Source organism: Micromonospora sp. M71_S20, from assembly GCF_003664255.1.
Lineage (GTDB): Bacteria > Actinomycetota > Actinomycetes > Mycobacteriales > Micromonosporaceae > Micromonospora.
This window is the reverse complement of sequence record NZ_RCCV01000001.1, coordinates 2734714-2751245: the sequence shown is the minus strand read 5'-3', so window position 1 is coordinate 2751245 and position 16532 is coordinate 2734714. Positions and strand designations below refer to the sequence as shown.

The following is a 16532-nucleotide window of genomic DNA, read 5'->3' as shown; positions in this document are numbered from 1 at the left end:
CCGACGGGTCACACCCCACCTACTTCTGCCGGGCCGGCACGACGATCAGGCGGGCGACCCCGCCGTCGCCCTCCTTGGCACCGGCCACGCCGACGGTCGTGCCGACCTTGACGTCGGCGGACCGGATCGTCGTGCGACGCTCCACGACGCGCAGCTTGTCGCCGAAGGTCCAGGTCATGGTGAAGCCGTCGGCGGACTTCACGGTCATCGAGTCGCCGTCGACGGCGGTCACCTCACCCCGCTGCACGGCGACGGTCCGCGTACCGCCGTCCTTCGTCCGCACCACGGCCTCGCCGTGCAGGGCGTCCCGACGCAGCAGCACCCGGGCCTGCCGGCGCTCGCGGCGCTCCTCCGCGCGCTCCCGCCGCTTCTCCCCGGCCGCGCCCGGCGACGCCTCCGGCGAGGCGGGTGCGGCCAGCGGCTCGACGTCCAGGTCGCCGGTGTCGAAGCCCAGCGCGGCCAGCGCCTGCCCCTCCGCGCCCAGCGCCGCGGCGACCTCGACGGCGGTCTCCCGGGCCGGCTGACCGGCCGGCCCGGCGGCGCCGCATCCGCCGACGCCGAGCGCGACCGCCGCGAGCAGCGTGGTGGTGGCGATTCCCCAACGTGCCATGAGTCTCCCTCTCGTCCGTGGAGCCCCAGCCTCCCGCCGACCGGCGAGCGGAGGGTCAGACCGATGTTCGGGTCAGGTAAGGATCCGGCGGCAGCCGGACCGTGAACGCGGCGCCGCCCTCCGGCGCGTGCCCGGCCGCGATCTCCCCGCCGAGCCGGCGGACCAGGCCGGCGGCGAGCGCCAGCCCCAACCCGGTGCCGACCTTGCGCACCCCCCGGTAGCGCTGGTGCAGGGCGCCGCGCTCGAAGGCGACCGCCAGGTCGTCGTCGGTGAAGCCCGGTCCGCCGTCGCGGACCTCGACGACGCCGCCCGCCAGCGGGTCCGCGCCGGCCGCCCGGACCGCGAGCACGATCGGCGCCCCCGGCGGTACGACCCGCAGCGCGTTCTCCAGCAGCCCGTCCACCACCTGCCGGATGCGCCCCGGATCGGTGTACGCCGGCACCGGCGCGTCCGGGACCTCCGCGCGGAACGGCACCCCCACCTTCGCGCACCGGTCGGCCCAGGTCCGGCCCGCGTCGGCGGCCAGCCGGGCGAGGTCCACCGGCACCGGTTCGAGCGGGAAGTCGGCGGCCTCCAGCCGGGCCAACGCCAGCAGGTCGCTGACCAGCCGGTCCAGGTGCTGCGCCTCCGCGAGCACGGTACGACCCGCGTCGGGCGCGTCCACCGGCCCGATCACCCCGTCGGCCAGTGCCTCGGCGTAGCCCCGGATCGCGGTCAGCGGGGTGCGCAGCTCGTGCGAGACGGAGAGCAGGAACTCCCGCTGCCGGCCCTCGCTCGTGGCCAGCGCGGCGGCCAGCCCGTTCAGCGCGTACGCCAGGTCGGCCACCTCGTCGGGCGGCTCCACCGGCACGCGCACCGCCCGGTCCCCGGCGCGCAGCCGGGCGGCGGCGTCGGCGGCACGCCGGATCGGTCGGGCCAGCCGGCGGGCGAGCAGCAGCCCGGCGACCACCCCGGCGGCGAGCCCGGCCAGCAGCGGCAGCCAGAGGCTGGGCACCACCTGCCGCCACGGCGCGGTGGGCCGGGAGCGGGTCAGCACCACCCCGTTGCCGCCGGGCAGGGCGCGTCCCTCGATCAGCGTGCGCCGCCCGTCGAGCGGACGGCGGGTCGACACGTTGCGCCCCTCGGCGACGCGCCGCACCACCCGCGGCGGCAGGCCGGGGCGCTCGGCCACCCCGCCCCGGACGAGGTACGCGTCGACGCCCTGGGCGTTCAGCTGCCGGACGATCCGCTCCTCGTCGGCGGTCCGCCCGGTCTCCAGCCTGGGGCGCAGCACCTCGGCCGCGAGCCGGGCCTGGGCGGCCAGCGCCTCCTGGTCGCGTCGTTCCACGCCGCGTACCGCCAGGGGCACCGCGACGATCGCGGTGACCAGCACCGAGACCAGGGCGACCGCGCAGGTGACCAGCACCGCGCGGGACGTCAGCGTCCGGCCGGGACGGTGCCGCGGCGCCGACGGCGGCGCGACGGTCGGCTCAGCCATCGGCGGAGTACCCGACGCCCCGGTGGGTGCGGATCACGCCGGCCGCGCCCAGCTTCGCCCGGACCTGTGCGACGTGCACGTCGACGGTCCGGGTGCCGGCGTGCGCCGCGTACCCCCAGACCCCGGCGAGCAGCTCCTCCCTGGTGAAGACCCGGCCCGGTCGGGCCATCAGGTGCGCCAGCAGGTCGAACTCGGTGGAGGTGAGCTGGACCGGGGTGCCCGCGACGGTCACCGTGCGGCGGGTCGGGTCGAGAGCCACCGCGCCGACGACCCGGGGCAGGCCCGTGCCCTCGGGCGTCCCGGCGGTGCGTCGCAGCACCGCCCGCACCCGGGCGACCAGTTCGCGGGGGCTGAACGGCTTGGTGACGTAGTCGTCCGCCCCCAGTTCCAGCCCGACGACGCGGTCCACCTCGTCGTCGCGGGCGGTGAGGAAGATGACCGGCGTCCAGTCGCCGGCCTCGCGCAGGCGCCGGCAGACCTCGGTGCCGGTCAGGGCGGGCAGCGCGATGTCGAGGACGCAGGCCACCGGGCGCAGGCGGCGGGCGGCGGCCAGCCCGGCCGCCCCGTCCCTTTCCAGGTGTACGCCGAAGCCGTCCCGGGTCAGGTAGAGCCGGACCAGGTCGGCGATGGCCGGCTCGTCCTCCACCACGAGGACGAGCCCGCGGGGCGCGGCGTCGACGGTCACCGGCCCATGATTGCCGACCCGGTGCCGCCGCGACGGTCAGCGGATGTTCGGGTTCGGTAAGAAGACGGTCAGCGCACCACGGCGGGGCGGAAGGCGACGGGCCGCGCGACCGGCGGGGCCTCGCCGATGGTGGCGACGAGCCGCTCCCGGGGCGTCCGCAGCCGGGTCCGGAAGGCGTGGTTGAGCAGGGCGTCGAGCTGCCACACCTGCTTCGGGTGGCGGGTGCGGATGAGGAACCGCTCGCGGATCCCGTCGATCGCGGTGGCGGCCATCTCGACCGACTGCAGGCGCGGGTCGGGGCTCCAGGTGACGTTGCTGAGCTCCCGCAGTTCCGTGTTGAGGTGCAGGCGCAGCCGGTGCAGCACGCGGGTCTGCTGGGTGACGACCAGCCGTCGGTGGGTCAGCAGGAGCAGGTACTCGCCGGCCATCGGGCGGTCCGGCCGGGCGCACCGGGTGACGAGGATGGTGGCGTCGCCGGAACCGACGCAGCGTCGGAAGACCGGCATGTGCCGGGTGACGGTCTGCACCGCCAGCCCGGCCTCGGAGGCGGCCGGGAGGAACGTTCGGGAGAAGACGTCCATGCCCTGCCCAACGAGGCGCGACCTGGGGTGACGTGGGTCACGCCGGAATTTTGGAACTTCCACGCGCGTGCGTCGCACCGCCTGTCCGGCTTCGGCGCCGGCCGCCGGAGGGCCGGTCGACAGGAGTCGCCGCGTCGGCTCAGACCGGATCCGGCGCGAACAGTTCCTGCAACCAGCCCGGCACCGCGGCGGCGTACTCCGCCCGGGTCGGGTCGGCGATCGGAAGGGCGCGGCGCCACGAGAGCGCCCGGCTGACCCGGGTGACGCGGACGGCCAGGCGGGCCGCCTCGCGCAGCGTCGCCCGGTCGTGCCCGTCCGACCACGGCTCCAGGTAGGCGTCGCGCAGCCACGCCAGCGCCGGGTCGCCGTCGGGCAGCCCGAACCCGTCCGCGACCGAGTTGAGCGTCACCAGCAGGGTGCCGAACGGGTGGGCCACCGAGGCGTCGCCCCAGTCGAAGAAGCGGTGCCCGTCGCCGGCCACGAACACGTTGCCGTCGTGCAGGTCGTCGTGCTGGACGGTCGGCGCGAGACCCGACGCGGCCAGTCGCCGGCAGTCCTCGGCGAAGGCGGACCGGTGGGCGCGCAGCCGCCCGTACGCCTCGGCGGTGAGCCCGTCCTCCGCCCCGAGCAGCAGCGACTCCTCGTCGTCCAGCAGCGCCTCGAACAGCTCCGGCAGCACCTCCGGCCGGTGGTCGGGCACGCCGAGGGCGAGCAGTTCGCCGGCCCGGGGCGCGACCGCGCGCTGGAGGTGCGCGTACTCGGGCAGGACCCGCTCCCAGCGGCTCAGCAGGCTCCGGTCGCCGCCCAACGCGTCGCGCAGCGTCCGGCCGCCGTCGGGCAGCAGGGACCAGCCGCGCTCGGCGTCCACGGCGACCGGGTCGAGCACCCGGTCGGGGGCGAGCCGGGCCAACGCGGCCAGCAGCGCGGCCTCGTGCCGGGTGCCGGGGTTGTTCGCCTTGAACCAGACGTCCCCGGCGTCGGTCGGCACCCGCCAGACCAGCGACCAGGGCCGGACCCGTGGCTCGACCGGCCCGACGACCCGGCGGCCGTGCCGACCGAGTTGCTCGCCGATCCAGTCGAGGGCGGTCTCCCGCCAGTGCGGGTCGGCCCAGTCGGCGCGGGGGGCGGCGGCGTCGGTCACGCCCGGCAACCTAGCCGCCGCCCCGCCACGGGGCCAGGAGTTTTCCCGCCCGCTACAGCAGCTCGACGATGGTCGCGTTGGCCATGCCGCCGCCCTCGCACATCGTCTGGAGGCCGTAGCGGATGTCGTTGTCCCGCATGTGGGCGAGCATGGTGCACATGATCCGGGCGCCGGACCCGCCGAGCGGGTGGCCGAGGGCGATGGCGCCGCCGCGCGGGTTGAGCCGCTCCGGGTCCGCCTCGGTCTCCGCCAGCCAGGCCAGCGGCACCGGCGCGAACGCCTCGTTCACCTCGTACACCCCGATCTCCTCGATGCCCAGCCCCGCGCGGCGCAGCGCCTTCGCGGTGGCCGGGATGGGCGCGGTGAGCATGGTGACGGGGTCGTCGGCGGCGACGACGGCGGTGTGCACGCGCGCCAGCGGGCGCAGGCCGTGCCGGCTGGCCCACTCGCTGGTGGTGACGGCGAGCGCCGCCGCGCCGTCGGAGATCTGCGACGCGGAGCCGGCGGTGACGACCCCGTCGGCGCGGAACGGGGTGGCCAGCTCGCCGAGCTTCTCCAGCGAGGTGTCCCGCCGGATGCCCTCGTCGGCGGCGAACTTGCCGCCGTCGGCCAGGGCGACCGGGGCGATCTCGGCGTCGAAGGCACCGGCGTCCTGCGCGGCGGCGGCCTTCTCGTGGCTGGCGAGGGCGAACTCGTCGAGCTGCGTGCGGGACAGGCGCCAGCGCTCGGCGATCAGCTCCGCCCCGACGCCCTGGTTGAACGGCAGCGGCGCGTCGTCGGCGAAGCCCTCGACGCCGCGGTAGCGGTCGCGCAGCTGGTCGCTGAAGGGCGACCCGCCGGCCACGCTGGAGCCCATCGCGACCCGGGTCATCGACTCGACGCCACCGGCGACGACCAGGTCGGCCTGGCCGGAGAGGACGGTGGCGGCGGCGAAGTGCAGGGCCTGCTGGCTGGAGCCGCACTGCCGGTCGAGCGTGGTGCCGGGCACCGACTCGGGCCAGCCGGCGGCGAGCACGCCGTTGCGGGCGACGTTCCACGACTGGTCGCCGACCTGGGAGACGCAGCCCCAGACCACGTCGTCGACCTGCGCCGGGTCGATGCCGGTGCGCTCGGCGAGGGCGCGCAGCACGTGCGCCGAGAGATCGACCGGGTGCACGGCGGCCAGGCTGCCCTTGCGCCGCCCCACCGGGGTGCGTACCGCGCCGACGATGACTGCGTCACTCATGACTACTCCCCGGTAACTTGGGCCGGCCCCGATCCTACGTCGTCGGCGGGCCGGGCGTCCTCCCCCGGTGCCCTGGCATGCTGAACGGATGTCTCCCGACCCGGCCCCGACCCGGCAGTGGCGGGTGCCGCCCACCCTGCCGGCGCTCAAGCTGACCGGCGCGGTCGCGCTGCTCGCGCTGGCCCTGCTCCTCGACGGGGGCGACCCGGTCCGGTTGGCGCTGGCCGTGCTCACCGCCGCCGCGCTCGCCGGCTGGGCCGCGCGGGACCTGATCGTGCCCGTCCGGCTCGCCGTCGACCCGGACGGGATCACCGTCGTCCGGGGCTTCGCCGGGCACCGGCGGCTGCCCTGGTCGGCCGTCGAGAAGGTGACCGTGGACCGCCGCGCGCGGCGGGGCCTGACCAGCGAGCTGCTGGAGATCGACGCGGGGGAGTCGCTGCACCTCTTCGGCCGCCACGACCTCGGCGCGGATCCCGCCGAGGTGGCCGAGGCCCTGCACGAGGCCCGCCCGCACTGAGCGGGCCCGCGCACCGGGTCGGCGGCGTTGGCCCCGGCCGGCCCGCGCCCGGAGGGCGGGGACCGGGCGGAAGGTCAGCCGCCGACGATGGCCGCGGTGCGGACCAGGGCCAGACCGATCAGCGCCGCCACGATCACCGCGACGCCCGCGAGCTGCACCAGCGACCGGCGCGACCTCGGGGCGTACGCGAACACGAGCGCCAGCAGCGCGCCGACCACCAGGCCGCCCAGGTGCCCGGGGATCGAGATGCCCGGCACGGTGAACGTGAAGACCAGGTTGATCACCAGGACGGGGAGCACCTGGGAGATGTCCCGGCCCATCTTCCGTTCGATGACCACCAGCGCGGCGAACAGGCCGAAGATCGACGTGGAGGCGCCGGCGGTGAGCTGGTTCTCCGCGCTGAACAGGTAGGCGGCGACGTTCCCGCCCAGCCCGGCGACCAGGTAGAGCGCCAGGAAACGCAGCGGCCCGAGGCTGGCCTCCAGCGACCGCCCGAGCACCCACAGCGCCCACATGTTCAGCAGCAGGTGGACCACGCCGTAGTGCAGGAACATCGCGGTGACCAGGCGGTACCACTCGCCCTCGGCGATGCCGCCGACCGTGCCGTCCGGGAAGATCGCGCCGCCGAGCACGGAGCCCCAGTCGGTCAGCGGGGTGCTGCCGCCCATCAGGCCGCCGAAGCCGGAGCCGCCGACCGCCGCGTCCCCGCCCCGGTCCGAGGCGATGGAGAGCAGCATCAGCAGCACGTTGAGCGCGATCAGCGCCTTGGTGACGTAGCCGTGCCGGCCGGCGGCACCACCACCGAAGGCGGTACGCGCCGGCCGCACGCTACGACGTCCCTCCGCCACGCACTCCGGGCACTGGAACCCGACCGACGCCTCCCGCATGCAGTCCGGGCAGATCGGCCGGTCGCAGCGGGTGCACCGCACGTACGTCTCCCGGCCGGGGTGCCGGTAGCAGACCGGGGTGGTGGGTGGCGACTCGCTCACCGCGCCCGCCCGCCGTCGCGGATCGTGCGGCCCACCAACCGGTCCCGGCCCTCGGAGCGCTCAGTCATGCCGGCAAAGGTACCTCGCGGACCACTCAGGCAGCGGTCCGCTCGATCTCGACCCGCTCGATGACGACGTCCTGCAACGGCCGGTCGTTCGGACCGGTCGGGGTGTTGGCGATCGTGTCGACGACCTTCGCGGACTGCTCGTCGGCCACCTTCCCGAAGATGGTGTGCCGGTTGTTCAGGTGCGGCGTCGGCGAGACGGTGATGAAGAACTGCGAGCCGTTGGTGCCCGGCCCGGCGTTCGCCATCGCCAGCAGGTACGGCTGGTCGAAGCGCAGCTCCGGGTGAAACTCGTCACCGAACTTGTAACCCGGGCCACCGCGGCCGGTGCCGGTCGGGTCGCCCATCTGGATCATGAAGCCGCTGATCACCCGGTGCGAGATGGTGCCGTCGTAGTACGGCCCGCTGCCCGGCTGACCCGTACGCGGGTCGGTGTATTCGCGGTTGCCCTCCGCCAGGTCGACGAAGTTCTTGACGGTCTTCGGGGCGTGGTTCTGGAAGAGCTCCAGCCGGATCGGGCCAGCGTTGGTGTGCAAGGTGGCGTAGACAGCCTCGGCCACGGGTACTCCTCACTCGTTGGTCAGTTCCATGCGGATCCTCCCATGTGCCCGATCTGGCAGTGCGGAGGCATCCGAAGGTGGAGGATGACGAAGGAACAACTCCCAGGAGGTGGGACCGTGTTTGGAATCGGGCGGCGTAAGACCCAGGGGCAGCTGGCCAAGGTGGAGCTGAACCAGGGCCTCGGTCACCTGAGGCAGGCCGCGACGTACGCCGCGAAGGGTGCCGGCGCCACCGTCGCCCCGCGGGTCCAGGCGGCCCGGGGCGCGGTCGCGCCGACGGCCGTCATCGTGCGCGACCGCGCGTCCAGCGGCCTCGCGTCCACGGTCGCCGCGCTCGCGCCGCTGGCCCTGGCCGTCCGCAAGGCGCAGGCCGAGGCGGCGGGCAAGGCGGTCACCGGCCGGAAGGCCCTGGCAGCCAAGCAGGTCGCGGCCGGCAGGAAGGTCAAGGCGAAGAACATGAAGGCTTCCCGGAAGAAGAACTCCCGGCGGGGCGGGTCCATGATGACCGGTCTGCTCGCCGCCGGCGCGGTGGCCGGGGTCGCCGCGGTGGCGATGCGGCGGCGCCGCGAGCAGCAGGAGTGGGCCGAGTACGACCCGACCCGCACGCTGGAGCCGATGCGAGACGAGGTGGAGACCATGGAGATCCGCACCCCGGTGACCGACGCCTCGACGATGTCGAGCGGTTCGGGCGTGGCGGGCGGCCCGACCGGCGCCGGCAGCTCGGCGGTGGCCGGCGGCGACAGCGCCTCCACCACCACCCCCGGCAAGCAGCCGACGGTCCACGCGACGGACAAGGTCCCGTCGGTGGCCGAGGGCGCCAAGGACACCTCGGGCCGTCCGGCGGACGACCTGACCGAGGCGCTCGGCAAGGGCGGCGCCAAGACCAACGGCCGCCGCTGACACCTCTGTCGGTCACGGAAAGCGCCGGCGAAGCGGCTCCCGCCGCCCCGCCGGCGCTTCCGCGTCCGGCGGAAGCTGCGGGGTCCGGCGGCGCCGCGTCCGGCGTCAGGCTGTGCGTCAGGCTCGGGCGGTCAGAGCCAGCCGTTGCGGCGGAACCAGCGGTAGAGGGCCAGCGAGATCGCGAGCATCAGGGCGAGCACGACGGGATAGCCGTACGTCATCCGCAGCTCCGGCATGACGTCGAAGTTCATCCCGTAGATGCCGGCGATGGCGGTCCACACGGCGGCGATGGCGGCCCACGCCGCGATCTTGCGCATGTCGTTGTTCTGGTCGACCGTGACCTGGGCCAGCCGCGCCTGGAGGATGGAGTTGAGCAGGTCGTCGTAGGAGTTGACCTGCTCGACGGTGCGGCTCAGGTGGTCCTGCACGTCACGGAAGTAGCGGCGGATCTCCTTCGGCACGTCGCGGTTCATCTGCGCGGTGAGGGTCAGCAGCGGGCGCTGCAACGGCATCACCGCCCGCTTGAACTCCACCAGTTCCCGCTTCATCTGGTAGATCCGCTGGATCCGGCCGGTGGACTGGCGGTCGAACACGTCGGCCTCCAGCGTGTCGAGGTCGTCCTCCAGCCGGTCGGCGACCTCCAGGTAGATGTCCACCACCCGGTCGGTGACCGCGTACGCCACCGCCCAGGGCCCCTGGAGCAGCAGGTCCTGCTTCGTCTCCAGGTCGGCGCGGACGGGGGCCAGCCGGCAGGCGTCCCCGTGCCGCACGCTGATCAGGAAGTTCGGGCCGATGAAGAGCATCACCTGGCCGGTCTCGACGACCTCGGAGTGCTCGGTCAGCTCGGCGTGCTCGCAGTACCGGGCGGTCCGCAGCACCAGGAAGCTGACCTCGCCGAACTGCTCCAGCTTGGGGCGCTGCTGCGCCTTCACCGCGTCCTCGACGGCCAGTTCGTGCAGCCCGTACGTGGCGGCGATGGCGGTCATCTCGGCCAGCTCCGGCTCGTGCAGGCCGAGCCAGACGAAGCCGTGCTCCTCGCGGCGGGCCGCGGCGAGGGCCTCGGCGTACTGCCAGTCGCCCGGCTGTCGGCAGCCGTCCACGTAGAGGGCACAGTCGACCACCGCGTTGCGCTGCGGGCCGGCCGGCGGGGACGTCTGCTGGGGGCTGTCGGAGTTGAGCCGGCGGGTCATCGCCCGCACCGGCGCCACCCAGTCCCGGGGCCTGAGCACCCGTCCGCCGTTCGACGCGGTCGTCCGTTCCCGGTCCGTCATCACGCCCCCTCCCCACGCGCCGCCGCCGGTGAACAGTACGCCGCCGTGGATGATCACCGCCGGTGACGATCGCCGGGATGGGGCGCCGGGTGGGCCGGGTCGCATCAGGGGGGTGAGGGGACGACACGGCCCACCCGACGCCCTTTTGGGGGCGGGGGTTGTGCTGGTCGCGCCGCCCCACGTGCCGCCGGCCGGGCCGGCCCGGCTCGTCGCCGGGCGCGGCGGGGGCCGGCACCGGGCGGTGAACTCCGCTACACGTGGTGAGTGACGCTCGCAGCATTGTGGGCTGCCGGCCGCCCCGGCGGGAGTCCCGGGGCGGCCACGATCGTGCAACTGTCAGAAATCTGACAGAAATTCAGCTCCGTACAGCCGCCATGGCCTCCGCCAGGCGCCGCACGCCCTCGTCGATGCGGTCCGCGGTCACCGCCGAGTACGCCAGCCGCAGGGCGTGCCGCCCGCCGTCGACGACGAAGTCGCTGCCCTTGACCACGGCGACCCCGCGCTCGGCGGCGGCCGGGGCGAGCCTGTCGACCTCCACGTCCTCGGGCAGCTCGACCCAGAGGAAGTAGCCGCCGTCCGGCTCCACGAAGCGGGCCTCCGGGATGTGCCGGCGCAGGGACTCGGCCAGCACCCGGGCCCGCTCGCCGAGCGCGGCGCGCACGGTCTCGATGGAGCGCTCGATGTCGCCGGAGACGCAGAACTGGTGCACGATCGCCTCGGAGACCATGCCCGGCGAGATGTAGAGGCTGGTCGCCTTCTTCGCGATGTCGCCGATCAGGTCCGCCGGACCGACCAGGTAGCCGACCCGTACGCCCGGGCAGACCGTCTTGGTGAAGCTGGAGGCGTGCACCACCACGTTGCGGGTGTCCAGCGAGAGCATCGACGGCAGCGCCTCGCCCCGGAACCGGATGTCGGCGTACGGGTCGTCCTCGAAGATCGTGAACTCGTACTCGGCGGCGAGGTCGAGCAGCTCCCGGCGCTTCTCCAGGCTGAGGGTCACGCCGGCCGGGTTCTGGTAGTTCGGGATGACGTGCGCCAGCCGGGGACGCACCCCGGACTCCAGCAGCTTGCGCAGCTCGGCGGTGTCGAGCCCGTCCGGCTGGATGGAGACGCCGTGCAGCTCGCTGCCCATCCGCTGGAGGTTGAGCAGCGTCCGGTCGTACGTCGGGCGCTCCACCACCACCGCGTCACCGGGGCGGACCAGGTGGTCGAAGAGGAACGCGTCCGCCTGCAACGACCCGTTGGTGATCAGCACCTGGTCGGCGGAGACCCCGTGCTTCTCGGCGATCCACTTCCGCAGCGGAAGGTAGCCGACGGAGGTGCCGTACGCGGTCACCCCGGCGGGGTCGGCGTCGAAGGCGCGGACGGCGGCGGCCTTGAGCCCCTCGACATCGACGATGTCCAGCGAGGGAGCGCCACGGGCGAAGGAGATCAGCTGCTCGGCGGTCATGGCTGTTCAGCGTACGGAAGCCGACGGGGTGCGTGCGGAAGGCACGGCGATGTCCGCATCCTGAGCCACCGGGACGGGTGACCGGCGTCGACCGGTCGGCGGCAGGTCAGACCGGAAGGCCGAGCGGGTCGTGCTGCGCCTCCCGGGAGAGCCCGTCCACGTGCAGGCCGAGCGCCGCGATCAGCTGCCCCCAGTCGAAGTAGGACCGCCAGGCCGCGATCCGGCCACGCCGGACCCGGACGACGTCCACCACGTCCCAGCTCACCAGCCGACCGGTCGGCGCGACGGTGCCGAACGGGGAGTGCAGCACGCCGGTGTGGGTGCCGGTCAGCCGCTGCTCGACGGCCGCGCCGCCGGCCGTCTGCACCGACCCGAGCGGGTCGACGGACAGGTCCGGGAAGGCACCGGTCCAGGTGCGCAGCAGGGCGGGCAACTCGATCGGGCGCACCGTGACGCCGGGCATCGAGTAGAAGGCGTCGGCCGCGTAGAGGTCCGGCAGCCGGGCCACGTCCCGCCGCAGGAGCATCGCGTACTGCTGCTCGACCAGCCGATCCGCGCCACGCATGAGGACCTCCGTCGCGGGTCACGGCCCGTCCGTGCCCGCACGGGAATCCTTACCCGTCGATCGGCCCGCCACACCCTCGGCCGAGCGGCGGCTCAGGTCGACTCGGCCATCCGGCTGGCCGCCCAGACCCGCATGATGTCCCGGACGGAGATCACCCCGGCCACCTCGCGCCCGTCGAGCACCACGAGGTGCCGGAAGCCGCCCCGGGCCATGGCCGCGGCCGCCTCCTCCACCGTCCACTCCGGCCCGGCGTAGACCACGTCCCAGGTCAGGTGGGCTGCCGTCCGCTCGACGTCGCAGTCGAGGTCGGCCCCGATGGCCCTGAGCACGTCGCGTTCGGTCATGATGCCGACCCCCTCGGAGTCCGGGTCGATCACGACCGCCGACCCGACACCGCGGGCCGACATCATCCGGGCCGCCTGGCGGAGCGTGTGCTCCGGGCCGACCACGAGAACCTCGCTGGACATCGCTTCCCGAACCTGCATCACGCATCACCCCTGTGGGACGGTGGCACCCGGTAGGGGACATGGTGCGCCCGGGCGCTGCCGCGGACAAGACCGGACGTCGCCGGAACGCGCCACCGCTCGCTACTGTCGTGGCGTGTCCACCGAGCCCCTGCGCTGCGCCGGCGCGCTGATCGTCGACGACGACGGTCGACTCTTCATTCAGCGACGGTCTCCCCACCGGCGCATTTTTCCCAACTGCTGGGACATCGTCGGCGGTCATCTGGAACCGGGCGAGGACTGGATGGACGCGCTGCGCCGGGAGGTGACCGAGGAGACCGGCTGGACGGTGTCGCACGTGCTCGGCCAGGTCGGGGAACACCACTACGTCGCCGACGACGGCCTGGCCCGGATCGAGCGCGACTGGCTGGTCCGGGTCGACGGCGACCTGGCCCGGCCGACGCTGGAGGTGGGCAAGCACACCGAGTTCCGGTGGCTCGCCGCCGACGAGCTGGACCTGCTCGACGAGCACCGCGACGTCAACGACGGCCTCATCCGGCGGATCGCGGACGAAGGCTTCGCCGCCCTGCGTTCGATAGGTCTGTGAACGACACCGTCGAGCTGGCGCCGCACCGGTTCGCCGGCCTGGTCGCCCCGGCGGTCGACCGGGCGTTCGTCGCCGGCATCCTCGCCGGCCGCGACGGCGGCGGCGCCGAGCTGAGCCAGCGGTACGGCGGGCCGGCCGCCACCGGCTTCCTGCTGGAGTTCCGCACCCGCCTCGCGGCGCCGGGCGGAACGGTCGACGAGGCCGGCTTCGCCGCGGTCACCCGCTACCGGGACCCGGTCGAGTGCCGGCGGGCCCTGGACAAGCAGGTGGCGTACGGGATGATCCACCGCAGCCCCGAGGGCGGGCTCTCCGCCACCGAGCGCGGGCTGGCCTTCCTCGCCGAGATCTGGCAGGTGCACGCGGAGGTCACCGAGGAACTGTGGGCGGGGCACGAGGACCGGGTGCTGCGGCTGGTGGAGGCCTTCGGCCGGGTGCTCACGTGCGCGCTGGTGCTGGCCGACGAGGAGGGCGCCGAGGCCGGTGCCGCGTTCGCCGCGACGGCGCCGCCGTACGAGCCGGACGGCACCCCGCCCGGCGTGCTGCTGCTGAACCGGCTCGGCACGATGCGCTACCACCGGGCCGACGCGCACGCCGCCGCGTGGACCGCCGCCGGGCACAGCGCTGCGAGCGCCGCCGCCCTGCCGCCCGGCCCGGAGCAGCTCGCCATCGAGCTGGAGACCGACCGGCGGGCCGCCGCCCCGTACGCCGTGCTGAGTGCTCAGGAGCGGCTGGAGGTGCTGGCGGACCTGGCGGCGCTGCCCGGCTGACCGGTTGGCCGCAGCGGTGCCGCCACGCGGGGCTATCCTCCAGCGGTGACCGGGAGTCGTACGAGGGAGGACGCCTCAATGATCGGGATGGTGCTGGCAGCCGGGGCGGGGCGCCGGCTGCGCCCGTACACCGACACCCTGCCCAAGGCGTTGGTGCCGGTGGACGGCGACACCACCATCCTGGACATCTCGCTGCGCAACCTGGCCGAGGTGGGGCTCACCGACATCGTGATCGTGGTCGGCTACGCCGCCGACGCGGTCGTCTCCCGCCAGGCGGAGCTGGAGAAGAAGTACGGCGTCACGCTCACCCTGGTGCACAACGACAAGGCCGAGGAGTGGAACAACGCCTACTCCCTCTGGCTGGCCCGGGAGCACTTCGCCCGGGGCGTGCTGCTGGTCAACGGCGACACCGTGCACCCGGTCAGCGTGGAGAAGACCCTGCTGGCCGAGCGCGGCCCGGGCATCCTGCTCGCCGTCGACACCATCAAGCCGCTGGCCGAGGAGGAGATGAAGACCACCTTCGACGCCGCCGGCCAGCTCACCCGCATCACGAAGATCATGGACCCGGGTGAGGCGTACGGGGAGTACATCGGCGCGACGCTGATCGAGCCGCAGGTGGCCGACGCCCTCGCCGACGCGCTGGAGGCGACGTGGCGGCGCGACCCGAACCTCTACTACGAGGACGGCTACCAGGAGTTCGCCGACCGAGGTGGCGAGGTGCGGGCGGCGCCGATCGGCGACGTCCTCTGGGTCGAGGTCGACAACCACGCCGACCTGGCCCGGGCGCGGGAGATCGCGTGCCGCTACTAGCCCGTACGGTCAACACCCCGCTCGTGATCGAGGTCCGGCGGGGTGCGGTGGCCGACCTCGGGCCGCTGCTGGCCGACCGGCGGATCTCGGCCGGCGGGGACGTGGCCGTGGTGGTCGGCCCCGGGCAGGGTGAACGGATCGTCGAGCTGTGCCGGCCGTCGCTCGGCGCGGCCGACGTCTTCACGGTCGTCGGCGGCACCATCGACGCGGCGAACGATCTCGGTGACCGGCTGCGCCGCCGCCACTACGACGCCGTGGTGGGCATCGGCGGCGGCAAGACCATCGACACCGCCAAGTACGCGGCCACCCGCTACGGCATCCCGATGGTGACGGTGGCGACCAGCCTGGCCAACGACGGCATCGCCTCCCCGACCGCCTCGCTCGACCACGAGGGCGGCAAGGGCTCCTACGGGGTGCACATCCCGATCGCGGTCATCGTCGACCTCGACTTCGTGGAGAACGGCCCGGACCGGCAGACGCAGGCCGGCATCGGCGACGCGGTGAGCAACCTGAACGCCTGCGCCGACTGGGAGCTGGCCCACGAGGTACGCGGCGAGCCCATCGACGGGCTCGCGGTGACCCTGGCCAGGACGGGTGCCGAGGCGCTGCTCAACCACCCCGGCAAGATCACCGACGACAGCTTCCTCACCACGCTGGCCGAGGCGCTGATCATGGGCGGCATCGCCAGCTCGGTGTGCGGGTCGACGCGCCCCGCCAGCGGCGGCGACCACGAGATCTCCCACGCGATCGACCGGCTCCACCCCGGCACCGCCGCCCACGGGGAGCAGGTGGGGCTCGGCGCCCTCTTCTGCACGTTCCTGCGGGGCGACACCGACCGGTTCGGCCGGCTCGCCCGCTGCCTGCACCGGCACGGTCTCGCCACCACGCCGGCCGACCTGGGCCTGACCGACGAGCAGTTCGTCGATGCCGTGCAGTTCGCGCCCCGGACCCGGCCGGACCGCTACACGATCCTCGAACACCTGGCGATGTCGCCTACCGAGACGCGGGAGCGGCTGGCAGACTACGCCGGTGCAATCCGCGACCACCTTGGCTGAGCCCCGTCCCACCGTCGCCGACTTCCACCGGGTCAACCGGGGCGGCGGCCTGTTCAGCGAATCGATCAGCCAGTGGCTGGGCGCGGTCTTCGCGCTCGTCGCCCAGCGCCTCGGGCTGCGCCCGACCGCGCTGACCATCGCCAACCTGGTGCTCGGCCTGGCCGCCTCGGTCACCGTGGTCGCGCTCGCCGGGCGGGTCGCCGCCGGCGACGTGCCGGCCTGGGCGGTCGGGCTGCTCGCGCTGGTCGGCTGGCAGGTCGCATACTCCCTGGACTGCGCCGACGGTCAGCTCGCCCGGGTGACCGGGCAGGGCAGCGCCGCCGGCGCCCGGGTTGACGTGCTCGCCGACGTGGCCGCCCAGATCGCCCTGGTCGCCGCCCTGGCGGCCACGGCCGTGGCGCAGGAGCCGTCGACGCCGAGCTGGCTGGTCGCGATCTTCGCCGGCACCTGGATGGTCAACCTGGTCACGTCGGTGATGCAGGCCGGCCCGAACGCCGCCAGCATGGTCACCTCGACCTCGCTGCCCGTACGCCTCGTGAAGCTGGTCCGCGACTACGGCGCGGTGATCTTCGCCGCCGGCCTGGTGCTGGCCTTCGCCCCCGCCCTCGTCCTCTGGGTGATGGTCGCGTTCACGATCGTCAACGGCGGCTTCCTGCTCGCCAGCATCGCCTTCTCAGCCCGCGCCTCCCTGCGCTGAGGCGTGACGCCGGGGGGCGGCCTGCGCCTGTCCGGCCTACCCCTGTCGCGGGGTGGTTGACGGGAGGCCGCGACTGGCCGCACGGGAGTTGGATGCCCGGCCCGCCCGCTCTGGCCG

19 protein-coding genes are annotated in these 16532 nt (G+C 74.2%); 7 read left to right on the top strand and 12 right to left on the bottom strand.

The window, feature by feature from the left end:
• Positions 1–19: 19 nt before the first annotated feature.
• The 6 genes from DER29_RS12585 to DER29_RS12560 form a co-directional block, all read right to left on the bottom strand.
• Positions 20–610 carry a hypothetical protein gene (locus DER29_RS12585; protein ID WP_121397522.1) on the bottom strand — a complete coding sequence of 197 codons (591 nt, stop codon included), beginning with the start codon at positions 608–610 and terminating at the stop codon, positions 20–22.
• Positions 611–665: 55 nt separating this feature from the next.
• Positions 666–2087, bottom strand: a complete 1422-nt coding sequence (locus DER29_RS12580; RefSeq protein ID WP_121397521.1) for a sensor histidine kinase KdpD — start codon at positions 2085–2087, stop codon at positions 666–668.
• Entirely contained in the window at positions 2080–2772 is a 693-nt protein-coding gene (locus DER29_RS12575) for a response regulator transcription factor (RefSeq protein ID WP_121397520.1), read from the bottom strand. Before DER29_RS12575 ends, DER29_RS12580 begins: the two co-directional genes overlap by 8 nt.
• Positions 2773–2840: 68 nt before the next feature.
• A complete protein-coding gene (locus DER29_RS12570; RefSeq protein WP_121397519.1) occupies positions 2841–3353 on the bottom strand; it encodes a hypothetical protein in 513 nt (170 codons plus the stop codon).
• 139 nt (positions 3354–3492) lie between these two features.
• On the bottom strand, positions 3493–4494 hold the full coding sequence (locus DER29_RS12565; protein WP_233599731.1) for a phosphotransferase: 1002 nt from the start codon (positions 4492–4494) through the stop codon (positions 3493–3495).
• A 52-nt stretch (positions 4495–4546) separates the two neighbouring features.
• Positions 4547–5719 carry an acetyl-CoA C-acyltransferase gene (locus DER29_RS12560; RefSeq protein ID WP_121397517.1) on the bottom strand — a complete coding sequence of 391 codons (1173 nt, stop codon included), beginning with the start codon at positions 5717–5719 and terminating at the stop codon, positions 4547–4549.
• Between the two features lie 88 nt (positions 5720–5807).
• Here DER29_RS12560 and DER29_RS12555 point away from each other — a divergent pair, with 88 nt between their 5' ends.
• On the top strand, positions 5808–6236 hold the full coding sequence (locus DER29_RS12555) for a PH domain-containing protein (RefSeq protein ID WP_121397516.1): 429 nt from the start codon (positions 5808–5810) through the stop codon (positions 6234–6236).
• A gap of 74 nt (positions 6237–6310) precedes the next feature.
• Here DER29_RS12555 and DER29_RS12550 read toward each other — a convergent pair whose 3' ends face one another.
• Positions 6311–7225 carry a rhomboid family intramembrane serine protease gene (locus DER29_RS12550; protein ID WP_121397515.1) on the bottom strand — a complete coding sequence of 305 codons (915 nt, stop codon included), beginning with the start codon at positions 7223–7225 and terminating at the stop codon, positions 6311–6313.
• Between the two features lie 94 nt (positions 7226–7319).
• A complete protein-coding gene (locus tag DER29_RS12545) occupies positions 7320–7850 on the bottom strand; it encodes a peptidylprolyl isomerase (RefSeq protein ID WP_121397514.1) in 531 nt (176 codons plus the stop codon).
• Between the two features lie 84 nt (positions 7851–7934).
• On the opposite strand from DER29_RS12545, the gene DER29_RS12540 reads away from it, so the two are divergent.
• Positions 7935–8750, top strand: coding sequence for a hypothetical protein (locus DER29_RS12540; RefSeq protein ID WP_121397513.1), 816 nt, complete (start codon positions 7935–7937; stop codon positions 8748–8750).
• A 131-nt stretch (positions 8751–8881) separates the two neighbouring features.
• Here the strand turns inward: DER29_RS12540 and corA are convergent, their stop codons facing one another.
• The 4 genes from corA to DER29_RS12520 form a co-directional block, all read right to left on the bottom strand.
• Positions 8882–10021: a magnesium/cobalt transporter CorA gene (gene corA / locus DER29_RS12535; RefSeq protein ID WP_121399173.1), complete on the bottom strand. Its 1140-nt coding sequence runs from the start codon at positions 10019–10021 to the stop codon at positions 8882–8884.
• 355 nt (positions 10022–10376) lie between these two features.
• Complete coding sequence (locus DER29_RS12530; RefSeq protein WP_121397512.1) at positions 10377–11471, bottom strand: PLP-dependent aminotransferase family protein; 1095 nt, start codon at positions 11469–11471, stop codon at positions 10377–10379.
• A 106-nt stretch (positions 11472–11577) separates the two neighbouring features.
• Complete coding sequence (locus DER29_RS12525; protein ID WP_121397511.1) at positions 11578–12036, bottom strand: ester cyclase; 459 nt, start codon at positions 12034–12036, stop codon at positions 11578–11580.
• Between the two features lie 92 nt (positions 12037–12128).
• Positions 12129–12521: a cyclic nucleotide-binding/CBS domain-containing protein gene (locus DER29_RS12520; RefSeq protein WP_121397510.1), complete on the bottom strand. Its 393-nt coding sequence runs from the start codon at positions 12519–12521 to the stop codon at positions 12129–12131.
• A 115-nt stretch (positions 12522–12636) separates the two neighbouring features.
• Between DER29_RS12520 and DER29_RS12515 the strand changes: the two genes are divergently transcribed.
• The 5 genes from DER29_RS12515 (at position 12637) to DER29_RS12495 (ending at position 16415) form a co-directional block, all read left to right on the top strand.
• Positions 12637–13086, top strand: a complete 450-nt coding sequence (locus tag DER29_RS12515) for an NUDIX hydrolase (RefSeq protein ID WP_121397509.1) — start codon at positions 12637–12639, stop codon at positions 13084–13086.
• Positions 13083–13853 (top strand): hypothetical protein, encoded by a 771-nt coding sequence (locus DER29_RS12510; protein WP_121397508.1) that lies wholly within the window; start codon positions 13083–13085, stop codon positions 13851–13853. The genes DER29_RS12515 and DER29_RS12510 overlap by 4 nt, the downstream gene beginning before the upstream one ends.
• Before the next feature lie 78 nt (positions 13854–13931).
• Positions 13932–14663, top strand: a complete 732-nt coding sequence (locus tag DER29_RS12505) for a sugar phosphate nucleotidyltransferase (protein ID WP_121397507.1) — start codon at positions 13932–13934, stop codon at positions 14661–14663.
• Complete coding sequence (locus tag DER29_RS12500) at positions 14651–15718, top strand: iron-containing alcohol dehydrogenase family protein (protein WP_121397506.1); 1068 nt, start codon at positions 14651–14653, stop codon at positions 15716–15718. The genes DER29_RS12505 and DER29_RS12500 overlap by 13 nt, the downstream gene beginning before the upstream one ends.
• Positions 15693–16415 carry a CDP-alcohol phosphatidyltransferase family protein gene (locus tag DER29_RS12495; RefSeq protein ID WP_121397505.1) on the top strand — a complete coding sequence of 241 codons (723 nt, stop codon included), beginning with the start codon at positions 15693–15695 and terminating at the stop codon, positions 16413–16415. Before DER29_RS12500 ends, DER29_RS12495 begins: the two co-directional genes overlap by 26 nt.
• Positions 16416–16532: the final 117 nt, after the last annotated feature.